Below are 16,062 nucleotides of genomic sequence, written 5' to 3'. Positions count from 1 at the left end.
CAGCGCACCACGCCAAACGCTCGCAACGAGACGTCCCTCAGTAGGAAGTCGAAGCCGGTGTCGAAACGGGATTGCGGGGGCGTCGTCGTCGGGACTTCAGATACTGAATCCCTGGCAGAGAAATTGCCGTGATGATCAAAGTGAATGCCACCGGCAACGGAATCAGGAAGATTCCGAGCAAACCCATCATCAGCAACCACAAGGCCGGGTGAGTCATTCGCTGGCCGACACGTTGGCGAAACGGCCACAACAGCACGATGGAGACGCCGATCATCAACAGGGTCAGGAGGTTTCGCAACGAGCTCCGAAACGCGGCGCTTTGGTAAAACTCCTGCTCAATCGTCGGCAGTGACTTGTCGGCATCCAATTCAAGGATCGTGATAGGCTGGTAGTCCGCAAACCGGCTATCGGCAAACAGCATCGTCGGGATGGTGGCGTCTTTCACCAGGAACCGATTGGCTATTTCCAGCAGTTGTTCATCCAACCGTTTCCACTGCATCTGAACATCCACGTCCGGTGACCAGGCCGCCGGCAGAGATTTGGTGGCGTTCGGGCTGTCAGAGCTCGGTTGGTCGGAACCTGCGTCCGCGGAGTCAGGTTCCGCCTCACCGTTGCTGCGAGCCTCCGTCGCCGGAGGTGAAGGAATCTGCACGGTATGGCCGCTCTGCATGGCGAGCGACTTGTAACGAGAAATCCAAGGCGAAAGCCAGCGAGAGATCTCTTCATCGCTCCGTTCGGCCAACGTGTCACGGGAACGCTGGACGGCATTGACGACACTTGCCGCCAGCGCCAACGCGCGTCGCGTTGTCCGGTCCTCCAGGAATTCCGGGACGCTCTCCTCCGGAGGCACGTCGGCCAAAAGCAGTTTGGAAGTTTGCCGCTCACGCGGAATCTTGTAGTAGGCGATCCAACTCTGTTCGGTGACGAGATCCGGAAGCGTGGGCAGGTAGTCACGGATGTTGCCGTCGGTGACCGGGACGCGAATCAGGATTTCGATTGCCTGGGGAAGACGGCTGTACGTCAGCGGCAAGGCCAGACGTTTGGTTGCCGCGGCGGGGCGTGAATCCTCGGTCACGTCGGACGCTCGCGCCAATTTGGGATCGATCGAACGCCCGGCCGACCAGGCACCGATCAGGTGACCCTTTGATGGAATGGCAACGACCACTTCATCGCGTGTTTCCGGCATCAGGTCAAAGCGTTGCAGCACGAACGCATGGTCCTGGTCCAGAAACACCCGCGCGTCGCTGGCGAGGGCGACTGGGGCGACCGTGGCCTGCGAAAGAGGCTCCAACTCGATCGACCAGGTGCCGCTGTCGATGCCGTACAGCGAATAATTTTCGGGGCTCTGGATGTTGTCGCCAAGTGCGGCGTACCAGCGTTCGGCCGCCGGTTTCGGGCTGACCGCCCGCCGCCGCCAACGAATGGTTTCCGTGGTCAGGCGGTCCGGGACAGCGACGGTTTGTTCCCGACGGCCTCCACCGAGAACTTGAACCGCCGGAACGCTGACGCGGATTTGGTCACTGTTGTCCAGCGTTCCGGTGATGATCACTCGGCGGGCATCCGGATTCTGTTCGGTCGCATTCGCGTCGGCCGGGGGAAGCTTTCCCGTTTCGGGATCGATCAAGGCAATCCGAACCACGGTGATCACCGCATCGTTGGACGAGCGCGTGACCCACAGCGGGGCTCCCGACACCTGCAGATCACTGGCCCAACGCGAGGGGATCTGGACATCGATGTAATCGGGGCATGGGCCGCGGGCAATGGAGATCGCCGTGTCGCAGACCCATTGGCCGCCGGTGTAACGCATCGCCATCGTCTGCTCGCAGGGAAAGCTTCCGCTACGCGGACGCTTGGCGATCCGAATTCTCGCGCGGCTCCACGCCGGTTTCACTTGGTCGGCCGATTCTGCCGTGGCAAGTTCGTTCTGGATCGAGGCCACGGGAATCCGCCCAGACGACAGGTCTTCCCGGCTCATGACCGCCTCTTTCCACGGCGATGCCGAATCACGGTCGCCCTCGGGGGAGGGTTCGATCAAGTCGACTGTCACACTGCGGTCTCGGGTGATCCGGTACGTTGCGGTAGCGTCGCCCGCCGAATGCAATTGGAATCGCGGAAGGATCCGTGTGCCGCGTCGGGGAAGATTCATTTGCCCGGTCGCTTCGATGGTCATCCGGCCGTCGACGCGGCGATCACCGATCGACAGATCGTTTCCAAGACGTGACTGATTGCCATCGGTGGGCAGCAAGGATAAATCCGTCAGCGGCGTTTCGTTGACACTGCATTGCGTCAATCGAAACCCGGCGGGAAGGGACAATACCGTGCGTCGTACCGCGGGCCGCAGATCCATGATCTCGGCTCGGAGACTTAACTCCATCCCCGAATCCGCGATGTGCAACCGATGATCCAGTTTCAATGTTGGCTGGGGATACTTGTTGCGCAGGAACACGAATGAGGGGAAGCCGTCCGACGAAAGGAACACCCGGTCGATCGTTCCTCGGAACCCACGCCAGGATTCGAAGAAAACGTCATTTGCGACCGGAATGGATTCGCTGGCAAGTTCGGAGACCCGAATCTGTGCGGCGGACTCGATTGCAAACAGTGTCGGAGCGGAACGCATCGTTGATCCCGAGAAAACTTCGGGAACCGGCATGACCACGCTGTCCTCGGTCGAGGTTGGATCATTCAGCACGGTGGGCAGCGTCCACATCAAGCGGATGGGGACGTCCGCATCCGTTTGTTTGACAAACCGATAGACTCCGCTGGTCGATTGGGACTCTGCCGGATTGGGTTCCGGTGTCGGCGGATCGGGCCGCGATGAATCGGGCCGCGATGAATCGGGCCGCGATGAATCGGAGGGCGATGAATCGGAGGGCGATGCGTCGGAGGGCAATGCGTCGCGGCCGGTTGGTGACTCGTCCGTGTCGGCTTGGGCGGCCTCGCCCGAACGTCGGTCCCCTGGCACGTCCTCCGGCCGGGGAACCAGGTTTTCCATCGTCCAACCGATCGAGGTCATCCCGGTCGGTCGTGGACCGAGTACCGTCAGTTGAATCGATTCGCCTTCTTCGATTCTTCGTTCCGGATCGACTTCACATTCAACGATCGTGGAATTCAAGCCGGCGGTGATCCGATAGCTGCGTCCCAACGCTCGTGAACGAAACGTCCCCAATGGGTCAGCCAATTTGCAGGTGATCGACAGTTCGCCGACCGGACCGAGTTCCGCTTCGTAGCGCCCCAGATCCGTTTGAAACACCGTCCGTCCGTAGGCGGAACCGAGTGAGTTGACGATGATTTCGCGGGGGGCTTCCACGATGACATGCGCCGTGTGAATCGGCGGAATCGTCAGCCGGATCTGAGTCAGTTCGCGGCGACGGTCGGCATCGATCAGTGACGTGGAACCGTCTTCGGCGTCGATCGATGGACGGACCCCCGTGGGCGGATCGGAGGAAGTGCTGCGTTGCGTGGCGGAACGAGGTTGCAGTGCAACGATTTCTGGGACCAGGGTCACCCGTAGCCGAAATTCATCGCCGGGCGGCAATGTCACCGCGACAAAGCCCGTCTGGTCGACCGCAAACCGGACGATCCGTGACTGATCGTCCGTTAGCAGCTCGACACGTCGGAGCGTTTCGGCGCGAATCGGCAGACGGACGCGTGTTCCGGGGCCCGAGGGATGAATCTGAAAATCGGCTTGAATCGCAGCTTCAATCGAATCGGTGTCATCCCGCGATTGGCTGAGCACCACGCGGTAGTCCGCGGATCGAAATCGAACGCTGACCGGCTGGTCCGGATCGTTGGCCTCGGTGAGCGACTGGTAATCCCTTTGGGACAAGTACACTTTGTCGCCCACCGGACGATGGTCACTCGAGAGCGGCACTAACAAGTCGATCGGGGCCTCAGCCGCTTTGGTCGGTCCGTTTCCTGGGGAAGCAGACTTCCCATCATTTTGTGCTTGGGTGCGTGACGGTCCGACGGCCGTCAAAGCGACGAGCAGGATCAGGCTTCGTTTTGATGGGTGGGACAGGTCGGAGAGCCGTTTACGCAACGACGAGCCGTGGGAGGCCCGCGACGGGGACTCGGGTGTCGCCACGACCGCGGAGGGCTCCGGTCTGCCCCAACCTGCCAGGGATTGAACCAGGGCGGCCAAGCAGGTGGGGGTTGCGATCCAGGCCAATATCGCCGCCTGATTCGGCCACCAGATGACCGCGGCGCCCAATGCCAACAGCACGATGGCCAGCAATAATGGAGGACCGATGGCCAGCCACCTCGCCATCGCCCACGCCAAGGCAAAGACCAGGCCGGCGGCAAGCCAGCCCAGACCGATCGCGACGTGACGGTCGAGCAACACCAGGGTGGCGGGTGCGGTGAAAGTTGCCGCATCGGGATTGGCCGACGTGTCCTCCGATGCGGGACTGGCGACGGAAACCTGCGACGCAAACACGTCCGCATCGGCGGCGGGACGCTTCAGCAACAAAGTGCCGTCGCCGGCCCCATAGGAGATTTCACTGCGGAGCGCGCTGCCGGCGATCAAGACTTTCGGGATCGTGCACGCGCGGATCCAAGCGACGTTGTCGTGGCGTCGACGAAATGAAATCACGAACTGGTCCGTTTGCCGCTGGGGCTCAATCCAAACCTGCCCCTTGGACCGCCGCTGCGGCACGTAGCTGGCACCGTTGCGGACGATCGAGATCACTTCCAGTTCTGGATCGAAGCTGACATTGACCGGGCTCTTCGCGGAGATTTCCGCTCCGAGCTGGAACAGATCTTCATTGCGACTGCAGGCGGTAACGTCCAGCGTCTGTCGCCAGATCAAGCACGTCATCGAATCCAGCGGCGCCCGTTGAATCACGATCTCCGGGCGGACGACGGGGTCGTATCGCAGATGTTGTGGCAGGTTGCCGGTCGCCTCGGCACCGCGGTCCAAGGACGGACCGGGGACCAGCTGCACACTCGGCGGGAATTGGACGCATTGCCATTCGGGACCGAGCGAAACCTCGGCCGACTGTGACGCGGCCCCACGGACGCTGGGCAACGAAATCGTGATTTGTTGATCGGCGCTGCGTGTGCGACGTCCCACCAGCTCGAAGTCTCTCAGGTCACGGTCTTCCAAGTCGACGACGTACGCGCCCGGTCCGGCCTCGGGCACTTCGCGGACGTTGGAATCGGGCAAGCTGACCGTGACCGATTGATCTCCCCGCTGCAGCGACCAGCGGAACGGCGGCAGCGTTGGCTGGGAATCCGTTTGCCCCTCCGGCGGCGCCTCCGGGGCGAACGGGGAACCGGTCAAAATCGTCAACTCTGGAATCGGCTGGGGCGTCTCGGCGGTGACCACAATGGTTTCGGCAACCTTGCCGCCTTCGGTTTCGATCTGGTATCGCAATGAAACGCCAAACGAGATGTCGATCGATTCCAACGCGACCCGCGGCGTGCCGCTGGAAGGCTGACGCAGCAGGAGCGTTTCCGAGGTCGGTTGCAGAAAGCTGCGGGCCGCCGGGTCCAGTTGAGACGCTTCAACGCGTCCGTCCAGCATCACGGAGTCGCCATCGAAGCGACGGAGCTTCGGCGGCTGAAAGGCGGTCAGGCGGGCCGCGTGGTGATGCCTGGGACGCGCCATCCAGGTCGAGGGAATTCCCAACCGTCCTTGAACACGTTCCAGCGTTTTGTGGCCGGCAACGTCAATCTGCACCGTCGAAGCTTCGAACTCGGCGGCCGTCGGCCAGATCGTGATCTCCTTCGCACCGGGCGAGACACCGATCCGACGTCCTGATCCCACCATCGTGACTTCGTCGATCGTCCAAGAGGGTTCCGCCTCCAATTCGATCGGAACACGTTGGTCCGACAGCCGGCGACAGCGGAACCGGACCTTGCCACGCAGCACCTCCGCCGGTGACTCCTCCACGTTCAATCGCATCCAGACTTCATCAAATGCCAGAACCGGCTTGGGAAGCAACCGCAGCCGCGACCAACTGCCTTGCGCCGAGTCGTCGGCGATCGGCGGACCGTCTGCGACCAGCATCGTTTCCCCCGCGCGCGGCGGCGAGGGAACCGTTTGTTCCCACTTCGGCGGCAAATCCCATTGCGCGACCGCCAACGGCTGAAAAACGGTGACCACCGCCTGAGTCGATGATTCCGTGCGAATGACATTGGAATCGACAAACGCGATCGACGGCAGTTCACAAATTCCGTCGTCGATCTCCCAGAGTGAATTCCCGGTGATCGTCAGCGTGATCAAATCCACCATCCCCTGCGCGGCGGGAGTTCCACGCGTCGCACCCGCCGGCGGATCGGTCGATCGACCACTGGGCAAAGCGATGTCGACCAACGATTGGCCATCGGTCCTGCGCAGCACGGTGTGATCGGCTCGAACCGAGTTGACACGCACGGCGCTGACCGTCCCCAGCTCCGATCGCAGACGCAAGGTGTTGCGCGGTCGAGGCAATTCGATCGTCAATCGGTGCGACCAGGTCACTCCGGACAGATCGATTTCGTATTGCCGCGATTCGCGACGGACCAGGATTGCCGCTTCGGCGTCTGCTTTGGAACGGCGTTTGGCGTACAACTCCACCCGGTTCAGTCCCCCGGCTTCCAGGACGTACCAGCGAATGTTTCCTGAGCGACTTTCCAGATCGGCATCGGGCGGAGGCCCGGGGCTTTCCACCAGAACCCCTTGGTCGCTTTCCAAGGAAACGTCGCGTGGGGTGGAGATGATCAAGCGGGTTTGAGGCGTCCGGGGAAGCCGTAAATCAAACTTTTGCACGTCCGCCAGACGCTCACTCTTGAGCGTCCAGCCAAACCGAATGTCCGACCGTGTTGCCGATCGGTAACTCTCCGTTGGCGACGGATCCGCAGCATCGGCCGACGTCGCGGTGGGGGTTTCCGAAGCGGCTCGGCGGGCAACCACGGCGACCAAAGACCCGTCTTCGTCCACTTCCAGATGCGGTCCGTCCAAACTTGCGGTCGAGGACGGACCGGAACCGGTCGCCCGACCGATCGCCAAATTGACCTTACCCAGCCGTTGCCGAACGATGCCCGGGCCGTCCTGTTCGATGACGAACCGTGACAGCTGACTGACCAACACGTCGTCGACCAGCCGAACGTCATAGAAGCCGCTGACCAGCCGGGCCCGGTCGGGGCCCAGGACGCGTTGATTCGGTTCGCCCAACGATCGTTTCAATTCGTCCATCGAAACGGCGCGGAACGAAGGCGGCACCACGTCGGCCAATTGGGATTGGTAGACACCGATCGGACGCAGCGGTCTGCCGTCGCGGTTGCGAACCGGGAGCGGCAATGACGTCGGAGCATCGCCGGTCGCCGGGGTGCCGGCGCCGGTCGCACTGCCCTGCTCCGCCGGGGTGTTTGCCGAGTCGCCCGCGGAGCGCTGCTTCGGATTGGGCCGGTCTTCAGCAGGCTGATCCGCATCGGGCTCGTCCGCATTGGGCTGATCCACGTTGGGCTCTTCCGAACCAGGATCGCCTTGGTGCAGGTCGTCCTCGGAGGAGGACGCTTGCTCAAGCGGGGACGCGGGTTCGGTGTCCGAAACCGCGTTTCCAGCGGGCGTCTCGACCGCTTCCGAGGTCGTCTTGTCATCCGCCCCTTGCCCGCTGGGATCGGACACGCGGGGCGGCACCGGCTTATTAGCTGGCGTGTCAGTCGGCGCGGCGTCCTGTGCTGCGGCGTGTGTGGCCAACAGCATCCATCCAGCCAGCAGCAGCAACGCTTGCCAGGCTTGAGGAGTGCGAGCCGTCAGGCGAGGACGCGAGGAGTGTCGGCCAAGCGGTTTTTGGCGGCCGAAGACGACGTCCGATTGCGGCGTCATGAGGCGACCTCGTCGGCCGCCGGCGTCGCATGCTCGCGTCCGATGTCACGAGTTTCCGTGATGCTGCTTGCCGAACGGTTGCCGGCGACGGGCTGGTTGGTTCGCGTGGAAGGTTCTGGGTAGCTGTCCCGCGTGCTGACCAGCACCCGTGACGGGGTGGGCAACACGAGGCTTCGAATGGCCAACATCACAATGACCAGCGCCAACGCCAGCATCGCAATCTGTCCGATCATGATGGCCGCGTCCGGCGCAATCGAAAGCAGCCCGGCGAATGCCACGATGGCCACGACGGCCGACAGCGGGTTGCGCGTTGCGGGCAGGTAAGTCAACAGCGTGGTGACCAGCACAATGATTCCCGAGACCACCAGCCACAGGACGGTGCGCGAGGCCGTGTAGGCGCGGAAGGACCGGACGTCCATCGCTGAGAACAGGTAACGATTGCCCATCGGCATCGGACTCAGTTCGGTCGGTGCGACCCGGGCCACCAAAGCGGTGTCGGTCAACAGCGGTCGGCGGACCAGACGCCAGCGATCAAACACCCATTCCATCGGTCGGCCGGCGGAGGACGAAGACCAGAGGAGGTGGCTGTCCGCGGGAACCGTCAGGTACCAATATAGACGGCGATCGCCGGGGCGAGGACGTGTCAGCGGTTCAATCTTGCGCAGTAGCCCGCCGTCGGCGGAATCGCTCCAAAGCCGCACGTCGATGGCGTGCCGCCGCTGGTCGGCGGGAACCGGAATCACCAAACGGTCGTCGACCTTTCCGAATGCGACCGGAGTGTCGTTGACGGTCACCTGAACTTCGGTCAAGTCGACTTCGCGAAGTTGAAGCTCAAAATCGCCCGAGCCGACCACACTGGCGATCACCTGGTCGTGTTGGGCGGTTTCGCTGATCGCCGACCGGATCACCAATCGTTCCAACTCCAGCTTGCTTTGCGTGGTGGTGCGCGGCGAGATCCGTGCGGGGATGGGCCAGGCTGGGAGGGTTTGCAATTTCAACCGATCCGCGAGCACCGGCTCGGTCGTTTGGATTTCCTGCAAGGCGTCGCCGACGAAGTCGATCTGAACATCACCCCGCACGGTAATGTCCTCGACCAACGGCCGAGGCAGCGAGATTGGGACGATGGTCTTGCTGGTCACGCCGTTCTTTGCAACCGAACGAACAGATCGAAAGCGAAGCTTCATCTCGCCGTCCGCCAGTTCATCCGAAATGACTTCGTAGGTTCGCATCCGAACGTTGTTCCAGGAAACGCTGGCGCTCGCCGGAGGTGCTTGCGAAGACGACGGGGTTTCACTGGCCCTTGCGTTACTGGCCCTTGCGTCACTGGCCGTCGCGTCACCCGCGTCCCTTTCCGAAACGCTGTTCTGGGATGAACCACTGTCCGCGAGATCGGTGCCGTCCCCGACGAGATCAATGCGGCTGGGGCCCCGGTCCACCGGACGGATCTCGGCGATGCGGTCATTGACAAACACGGTCCAGGGGCCATTGCCCTCGGAGGGGGCGTCGAAGTCAAGCCGGTTGGACGGGGCCGGGTTGTTGGACGCGGGCGAGCCGTCGGAGCGATTGCCGGCGTTTGTGTCCGACCCTCGCGACGGGATCTCCGGGATGGCTACCCGCAATCGCCCTTCCAGATCCACCTGGGACTCGACCACCCAATTGACCACGGTCTCCAACTGATCCCCGCTGAGACTGACCAGGGCGGTTTCTTCCATGATCAATCGAGGCGGTTGCTCCACCATCACGCCGGCGATCTTTGCGCCCGATTCGGGCGGCATCACTTTGAACCATCGCGCCGGTTGGTCTTCGTCATCCTCCAGTCCACCGGCACGTTCAAGGTGCTCGGATGATTCCAGATCAACCACCAAGGATCGTCGTCCTCTGCCGGTCAGGCGAACCATGGCATCCTGGATCGTCACGGGGTCGCGGCCGTCATCGGAACTGACGACATGGGGAACCGGGATGGAGACTTGTTGGGCCGGCGGATCCTGGCCGCGCGGTGCCGGCTGGAGGGGACGATGCCCACGAATCAGGATCGGCGTGATTTCCTCCATCGCCGTGGCAACCATTTCAATTTCGATCAACTCTCCCGACTCGTACCATGGCACGGGCGCTCCAGTCAGGGCGTTGGTGATTTGCGGCGATTGCCAATCGCCAAGGTCCACACGCAGCAGTCGCGAACGGTTGCGGCTTCCCGTCGAACGGATCTCCAGAGACAGATCGGCGTAGCCGTCGTGCAACTCGATGTCACACTCGGTGCTGACGCGGTGCTGTCGGCGGGTGGCGTCCAACCACAGCGGCAGTGTGAACGATCCGCGGTTGAAACGGAACGTGTACGACCGCATTTCGGTCGTTGAATCGTCGGCCGATGCCGTGGTGACATTCTGGACGTAGGGACGCTCGCGCCAACGCAGTCGGTAGTCGTCACCGGTTTCGATTTCGATGGTTCCCTGATGTCGCAACGCGCCGACAAGCGTGGGCACTTGCAGCGGCAACGCGTTCTCGGCCGATGCGCCTTCGCTTGGCAATTGGACCTTCAAATCCAAATCGATTCGCTGACGACGTTCCTCCTCCGGGATCGCGACTTGAAAGAGTTCCTTGTCATCCGGGTCGGGCTGGGAAAGCTCCACGAACTGGCCGCTGGCGGTCAACCGCGGGTCATCAACCAGCAGCGCGTCCTTGGGCAATCGAAAACGAAAGCCGGACACCGGCCCGCGCAGGTCGCGGACGACCATTTGGACGTTTTGAATCAGTTGGTCTTGCGGGGAATTCCACTGCATCGTGACGCGGCTGTCCGCTTCCACCAGCGGGACCGAAACCGGTCGGTCCAGGGCACCCCAACGGAGCGTGAAGCGACCGCCGCTGCTTTCGACAAGGAACTGAGTCCGTCCGGCTTCGTCGCTGCCGGTCTGGATCACTTCGTCGCCACGGCCGATGATCTCCCCGGTCGCATTGCGTGAGTCCGTGGTCAGGTCCAGCGTCACCGGCGAGGCGGGAAGGTGAAATGCCAATGAGTTGGCCGAATCCGATTCGACTCGCGCTGACATCTGCATGCGGAAAGCGATCTCGGTCGTTTCCTCAGCCGACGCCAGCAACTGGTAGCCGCCGGAGTCCTGATTGACCGTGACGGCCAGCGTTTTGCTGGTCCCCGAACCGGAAAGGAATTCAGGCGGCGCCAGCCGATGGAAATTCTCCATTTGCAGCGGAATCGCGATGCTCTCCCCACCGGTCGAATCGAGTGTCAGGCGGATTTCCACCGACAGTTCGGCGCGGTTCCCTTCGACACGCCCGTTGATCTGAACATTGTTGAAGATGAAACGTCGTGTCTGGCTCTTCGAGCCCAATTCCAATTCCGTCAACCGTTCATAGGTCATCCCCGGAATCAGCACCGGGTTTTTGGCGGAATCCAAAAACAGGAAGCCCTTGATGGGAAGTTTTTCCGGATCAGTCTCCTGGCTGGGTCGGATCACGTCCGCCGGCGGAAATGTGCCGGGTGGCTGCGCCCGGGCTCCCTGCCGAACCCCCAGAACGGGCCAGGCGGCCAGGCAGAGCAGCAGTGCCGCCCCCCAACGTCGCCACTCGGGCTTCGGCGTCGCTGGTAGCGAACTGACGTTCATGTCCGAAGCGTTGGGGATCATAGGGATCGACGATCAAACCGATTGCAGGGGCGCCGAATTGATCCCTAGCGGGCTCAAAGGCGACAAATCGGGCGGTAAGGAAAAGAATGGTCACTCATTGACTGGCCGGTGAATGCCCGACACCGGAAGTGTACGCAGCCCAGCTTTCAACAGTTTAGTTTACGCAAAGGGCCAAGATGGAAACAGGAAAGGGACACAACGCGGCAGTTTTCCCGTGGCTCCGTCGCCACGCTCGCCAGAGCGTGGAGGGCGTGGGTCAGCCACCGTCTGGCGACGGTCGCTACGTTCTCCGTCGCCACTCTCGTCAGAGCGTGGAGATCCCCGGTCAGAACCGCGGCGTCAGGTCAGCGGCACCGGGCTGTCGGCCAGCGCCTGCCAGGTTGCCTTTCGGGCCGCTTCGGAAATCGGTTGCTGCATCCGATTGAAGATCACCCAGGGGCGTGCTCGGCGAATGACCCCCTTCTCCAAAAACTCGCCGAACAGTCTCAAACGCAGCGTGTCGGGTTGATCAATCACGCTGGTGAAGGGGGCGTCCGCTGGGCCCAGCAACACCGTGGTTTCGCCTGCCGGAGATTCCGCCAGATGAACGCCCCCTTGGGGATCGTCGACCTTCAGCCGTCGGCAGCCGCGTGAGGCTGGTGCGACCAGGTCCATCGTGGGGTGGGTGTCCAACAGCGAAGTCTCGATGGACACCACCCATTCAAACAGGGCTCGCTGGGAATCGATGGGGATGTCCGGGCCCAGAATCGGCCGAATCATCAGGCGAAAACCGAAGTCGGCTCCGCCGCCGTCTTGAGGAAACGACAGATGCAGTTCGTCGCCCCGAAAGAATTGTTCATCCAGCACCGGCAGCGGTTCGTCGCCCGAAGCGATCAGGGCGACGCTTTCATCACCTAGACGAAATCGAATTCCGTCTTTCCCTCCCCGGGCGTCGATCATCCAGATCGAATCCCGGGTCTGCCAGGCGGCAACGCCGATGCGATTGGGGGCCGTTAACCACATGCGAATCGAAACCGCCGGTTGGAGTCATGCGATGAAGAGGAAATCGTGGCTGGCGTCAGAACGCCATGCCGGTGCCATCAGCTGGCATACTCGGCGCCGAAGAATTCCTTGCTGTCTTCCACGTTCGGCTTGATCGTGCGAGAGCCGTCCTGCCAGTTCGCCGGACAGACTTCGCCGTTTTCTTCGAAGTACTGCAACGCTTTGACCATTCGGAACGCTTCGTCGACGCTGCGTCCCAGCGGCAGATCGTTGACGACCTGGTGCCGGACCACGCCTTCCTTGTCGATCAAGAACAGCCCTCGCAGCGCGACGCCGCCTTCAAGCAACACGTCGTAATCGCGTGAAATCTGTTTGCTCAAGTCGGCCACCAGCGGGTATTCGGTCTTGCCGATTCCGCCCTGGTTGCGCGGCGTGTTGGTCCACGCCAGGTGGGTGAAGTGGCTGTCGGTCGACACACCCAGGATCTGGACGCCCAGTTTCTCGAATTCCGAGGCCCGGTCGGAAAAAGCGATGATCTCGGTCGGACAGACGAACGTGAAGTCCAACGGCCAAAAGAACAACAAGACGTACTTGCCCTGGTAGTCGCTCAGCGAGATTTCCTTGAACTGCCCGTCCGGCATCACGGCTTGGGCTTTGAAATCGGGAGCTTGTTGGGTCACCAAAACGCTCATGGTTCGGTTCTTACTCGTGTTTCGAGGGTCTGACTTGAAAGTTGCCGCTTCGTTTCGGGGCGGCCGGCAGGGAGTCGGGCGATGGCGGGCCGGCTCGCGTGGAAGCCGGCGACCCGCACGGGATTCCCGTGCGGCGTCCACATTGATCCGCTCCCGCCGACGCGGGAGCTGCGTCAAAGAAGAATCGCCCGAGACCGGTACACTATCGAGCCAGATCAAAGATCCGGCAACCGGTCGGGAAAAAAAGCCGCGGGCTCCGCGGCCGCCCTGGCGTTGCCAGACGGTGGACCAGACTCCGTCGCCACCGTCGCCAGATCACCGTCGCCGCGGTAGCCACCGTCGCCGCGGTAGCCACCGTCGCCAGACGGTGGATCAACCGTCCGATCCACCGCCATCAGGCGGTGGATCGATTGCGTCACCAACGTCACTGGTATCCAGGCCACAGGCCACGTCGGAATTCCGCTGCGCGAAATGCGTGTTCACGCCAAGCCGCCGGCTGTGCCGTGTTGATGCCGGCTACTCTTCGTCTTGCGGCGGTCGCCGAGGCTTCTCGCCGCCCGGCGTTTCGGCTTCCCGGAACCTTGGCGGGCGGTCCCCGCCCTCACGGTTTTGCATCTCTCGGATTCTTGAAAACATCACGCGTGCCAGTTCGTCACGGTTGACCTTTCCGTCGCCATCCTGATCCGCATCCGAGAGGATCCTCGCCAGGGCTTCCGGCTGCTCATCGCCGCTCAAAAACCCGTCTGCATCGGCGTCACGACTCATCACGCGGTCCAAAAACTGGTCGACGCCGGCGCGGTCGCGAAGCCCGCCGGGGAATCCGAATCGCCGTTCACCGAAGTCGCGGTCACGCCCGCGGGAATCGTCCCCCTCGCGATCTCCGCGTTCACGGTCCCCGTCCCGGTCGCGTTCGCGGTCCCGATCGCCTTCGCGGTCACGGTCGCCTTCGCGGTCACCGTCTCGGGGGCCACGAGCGAACGGCGGACGTCCTCCGCCAAAGAATCCTCGCGGGCCTCGAAAGTCATCATCACGGGGTGGTCCCATCTCCATCAGCCGCGGCGTCATTTCTTCGGTGTCGATGACTCCGTCCCGATTTTGGTCCAGTTGGCGGAGGGCCGTTGCGGCGTTGTCAATTTCATCCGCCGAGATTTTGCCATCCCGGTCGGCATCCAATACGGCAATCACCGGCAGCCGCATCACCAAGCCGGGACCTCGGGGGCCTCGGGGACCTGGGCCGGGAGGACCGGGGCGCCCGAAACGCTCGCCGTCGCGCGGCGGCCTTCGGAAGCGATCACCGAATCTTTCCCGGTCTTCGTCGCCGTCCCGGCCGGCGTCACTGTCCCGGCGGGCGTCACCGTCGCGGCGGGCGTCACCGTCGCGGCGGCGATCACTTTCGCGGCGGCGCGTGTCTGGACGATCGCCGCCGTCCTCGTCGGAGACCGCAATGGTCGAGTCGGTTTCGGGGGCGCGGTCACCGCGGTCGGTTTCTTGCGGGGCGGCCCATGCCGCCGACCCGGCCATCACCAGACTGGCCACACCGGATAAGAAGAGCTGTCGGAAAGGAGGGCGTCGGTCGTTCATCGTCGCTGTCTCATGGGGAATGGGGGGAAGACATTCACGGAAGCGTCAAACGCAAAACGGCCTCCTACGATTGACGTGGCCCGACGCCACGCAGGTTGCCGCCATCGTCCTCGAACGCGGTCTTGCCGAGCACGATGTCAAAGTTGGCTTGCAGTGCGCCGTTTGGTGAATCTGCGATCGGTTGAAAGTCCACCATCACCGTCTTGCGATCTTGGGGATTCAGACGACGAACCAGCCCGTCGGTCTCGTTTCCCGGATGCCCCTTGATGAACGCTTGGGTGGTCAACACGCGTTTGTCCCCCCGGCTGACGGCCACGTGGATGTGTGGCGTTCGCCCCGGATAGGGAACCGGTTTGACGGTCCGAAAGTAGTACCGACCTTGGGAGTCGGTCAGGAAGCGGCCGTAGCCCTGGAAATTGGAGTCGCGTTTTTCGCGATTGCTGCTCTGGGAGTGCAGATACGCACCCTGACTGTCGACTTGCCAGATTTCCACGAACGCGTTTCGAACCGGGTTTCCCGAACGTGAGAGCACCCGCCCGGCCAAATGGGTGATTTCGCCGACCGCAGGAGTGATGGCATCATTGACGATCAGCAGATCGTTGTCCGTATCGATGGGCAACTTGTCGGGGTAAAACGGCCCTTCGGTCATCGAAGCCGTTAGACTCAACTGCTCGGCGAGTGTCGGTTCGTCGGCGCGACATCGGCCGATCCCGAGCAGCTCCGGCCGGGCAGTGAACGTCAACCCCGCCGCAGCGGCTCCGCTTTGGATCCAAATACGGCGTTGAATGCGATAAGACATCGAATGATTCCGTTGAGTAGGCGTGAGGCGTGATTCAACCAGTTTAACGCCTCGGCACGCCGACGGTTTCGCTGGGAATCGGAACGGGGCCTGGGAACGGGGGCTGGGTAATCGCGAGTTCCACCGGCTGCACCGTTGGATCACGTTGCCCGCCCAGGTTCAACCACATTCCCAGCCAGCGAATTGTTTTCTCCTCCAGCCAAGATCGGTGAAAAAATGCGTGAATCAAAACACGACACCAAGCATGATGGCGAAGCCGAGTCGGGTGCTGCCGCCAACGCGATCACCCGGGCAGCTGCGGATGCCGGTGCGAGCGACCTGCCGCCGGACCCGCCTGGCTTGTATGACAGCGAGGCCAGTTATGTTTGCGACGCGTGTGGAGAGCAGATTGTGATCCCGATCGATCCCCTGGGCGGCTCCGTCCAGGAATACGTGGAAGATTGTCCGGTATGCTGTCACCCCAATGTGATTCATGTCCGCTGGGACGACGTGCAGGCCCAGGTTTGGGCGGAACCCGAACAAGACCGATACTAAAGAAAACCGCCACCCAAGAATTCAGAACGC

Annotated in this window: 8 protein-coding genes; 1 reads left to right on the top strand and 7 read right to left on the bottom strand. The window is 62.4% G+C overall.

The features are described 5' to 3' along the window. Positions 1–37 precede the first annotated feature (37 nt). The 7 genes from FYK55_RS06705 to FYK55_RS06675 form a co-directional block, all read right to left on the bottom strand. A complete protein-coding gene (locus FYK55_RS06705; protein WP_150075608.1) occupies positions 38–7,810 on the bottom strand; it encodes a hypothetical protein in 7,773 nt (2,590 codons plus the stop codon). Then, on the bottom strand, positions 7,807–11,445 hold the full coding sequence (locus FYK55_RS06700) for a hypothetical protein (protein WP_161604344.1): 3,639 nt from the start codon (positions 11,443–11,445) through the stop codon (positions 7,807–7,809). Before FYK55_RS06700 ends, FYK55_RS06705 begins: the two co-directional genes overlap by 4 nt. Positions 11,446–11,784: 339 nt before the next feature. Next, positions 11,785–12,447: a hypothetical protein gene (locus FYK55_RS06695; RefSeq protein WP_150075606.1), complete on the bottom strand. Its 663-nt coding sequence runs from the start codon at positions 12,445–12,447 to the stop codon at positions 11,785–11,787. 77 nt (positions 12,448–12,524) lie between these two features. Beyond that, positions 12,525–13,118: a peroxiredoxin gene (locus FYK55_RS06690; RefSeq protein ID WP_150075605.1), complete on the bottom strand. Its 594-nt coding sequence runs from the start codon at positions 13,116–13,118 to the stop codon at positions 12,525–12,527. Between the two features lie 215 nt (positions 13,119–13,333). Next, positions 13,334–13,561, bottom strand: coding sequence for a hypothetical protein (locus FYK55_RS06685; RefSeq protein ID WP_161604343.1), 228 nt, complete (start codon positions 13,559–13,561; stop codon positions 13,334–13,336). 73 nt (positions 13,562–13,634) lie between these two features. Further along, on the bottom strand, positions 13,635–14,699 hold the full coding sequence (locus FYK55_RS06680) for a hypothetical protein (RefSeq protein WP_150075603.1): 1,065 nt from the start codon (positions 14,697–14,699) through the stop codon (positions 13,635–13,637). Positions 14,700–14,763: 64 nt separating this feature from the next. Beyond that, positions 14,764–15,498 (bottom strand): dioxygenase family protein, encoded by a 735-nt coding sequence (locus FYK55_RS06675; protein WP_150075602.1) that lies wholly within the window; start codon positions 15,496–15,498, stop codon positions 14,764–14,766. 216 nt (positions 15,499–15,714) lie between these two features. On the opposite strand from FYK55_RS06675, the gene FYK55_RS06670 reads away from it, so the two are divergent. Continuing rightward, positions 15,715–16,032, top strand: a complete 318-nt coding sequence (locus tag FYK55_RS06670) for a CPXCG motif-containing cysteine-rich protein (protein WP_150075601.1) — start codon at positions 15,715–15,717, stop codon at positions 16,030–16,032. The last annotated feature ends 30 nt before the right edge of the window (positions 16,033–16,062 follow it).

It is taken from the genome of Roseiconus nitratireducens, from assembly GCF_008629675.1.
In the GTDB taxonomy this organism is placed as follows: Bacteria; Planctomycetota; Planctomycetia; order Pirellulales; family Pirellulaceae; genus Stieleria; species Stieleria nitratireducens.
Note: the sequence above shows the minus strand (reverse complement) of the source record. Positions and strands in the feature narration are given on the sequence as shown.

What these genes read in the sequence shown, in the direction of transcription:
- FYK55_RS06705 (WP_150075608.1), bottom strand. Translation starts at nt 7,810, where the DNA reads ATGACGCCGCAATCGGACGTCGTCTTCGGCCGCCAAAAACCGCTTGGC.
- FYK55_RS06700 (WP_161604344.1), bottom strand. Translation starts at nt 11,445, where the DNA reads ATGATCCCCAACGCTTCGGACATGAACGTCAGTTCGCTACCAGCGACG.
- FYK55_RS06695 (WP_150075606.1), bottom strand. Translation starts at nt 12,447, where the DNA reads ATGTGGTTAACGGCCCCCAATCGCATCGGCGTTGCCGCCTGGCAGACC.
- FYK55_RS06690 (WP_150075605.1), bottom strand. Translation starts at nt 13,118, where the DNA reads ATGAGCGTTTTGGTGACCCAACAAGCTCCCGATTTCAAAGCCCAAGCC.
- FYK55_RS06680 (WP_150075603.1), bottom strand. Translation starts at nt 14,699, where the DNA reads ATGAACGACCGACGCCCTCCTTTCCGACAGCTCTTCTTATCCGGTGTG.
- FYK55_RS06675 (WP_150075602.1), bottom strand. Translation starts at nt 15,498, where the DNA reads ATGTCTTATCGCATTCAACGCCGTATTTGGATCCAAAGCGGAGCCGCT.
- FYK55_RS06670 (WP_150075601.1), top strand. Translation starts at nt 15,715, where the DNA reads ATGCGTGAATCAAAACACGACACCAAGCATGATGGCGAAGCCGAGTCG.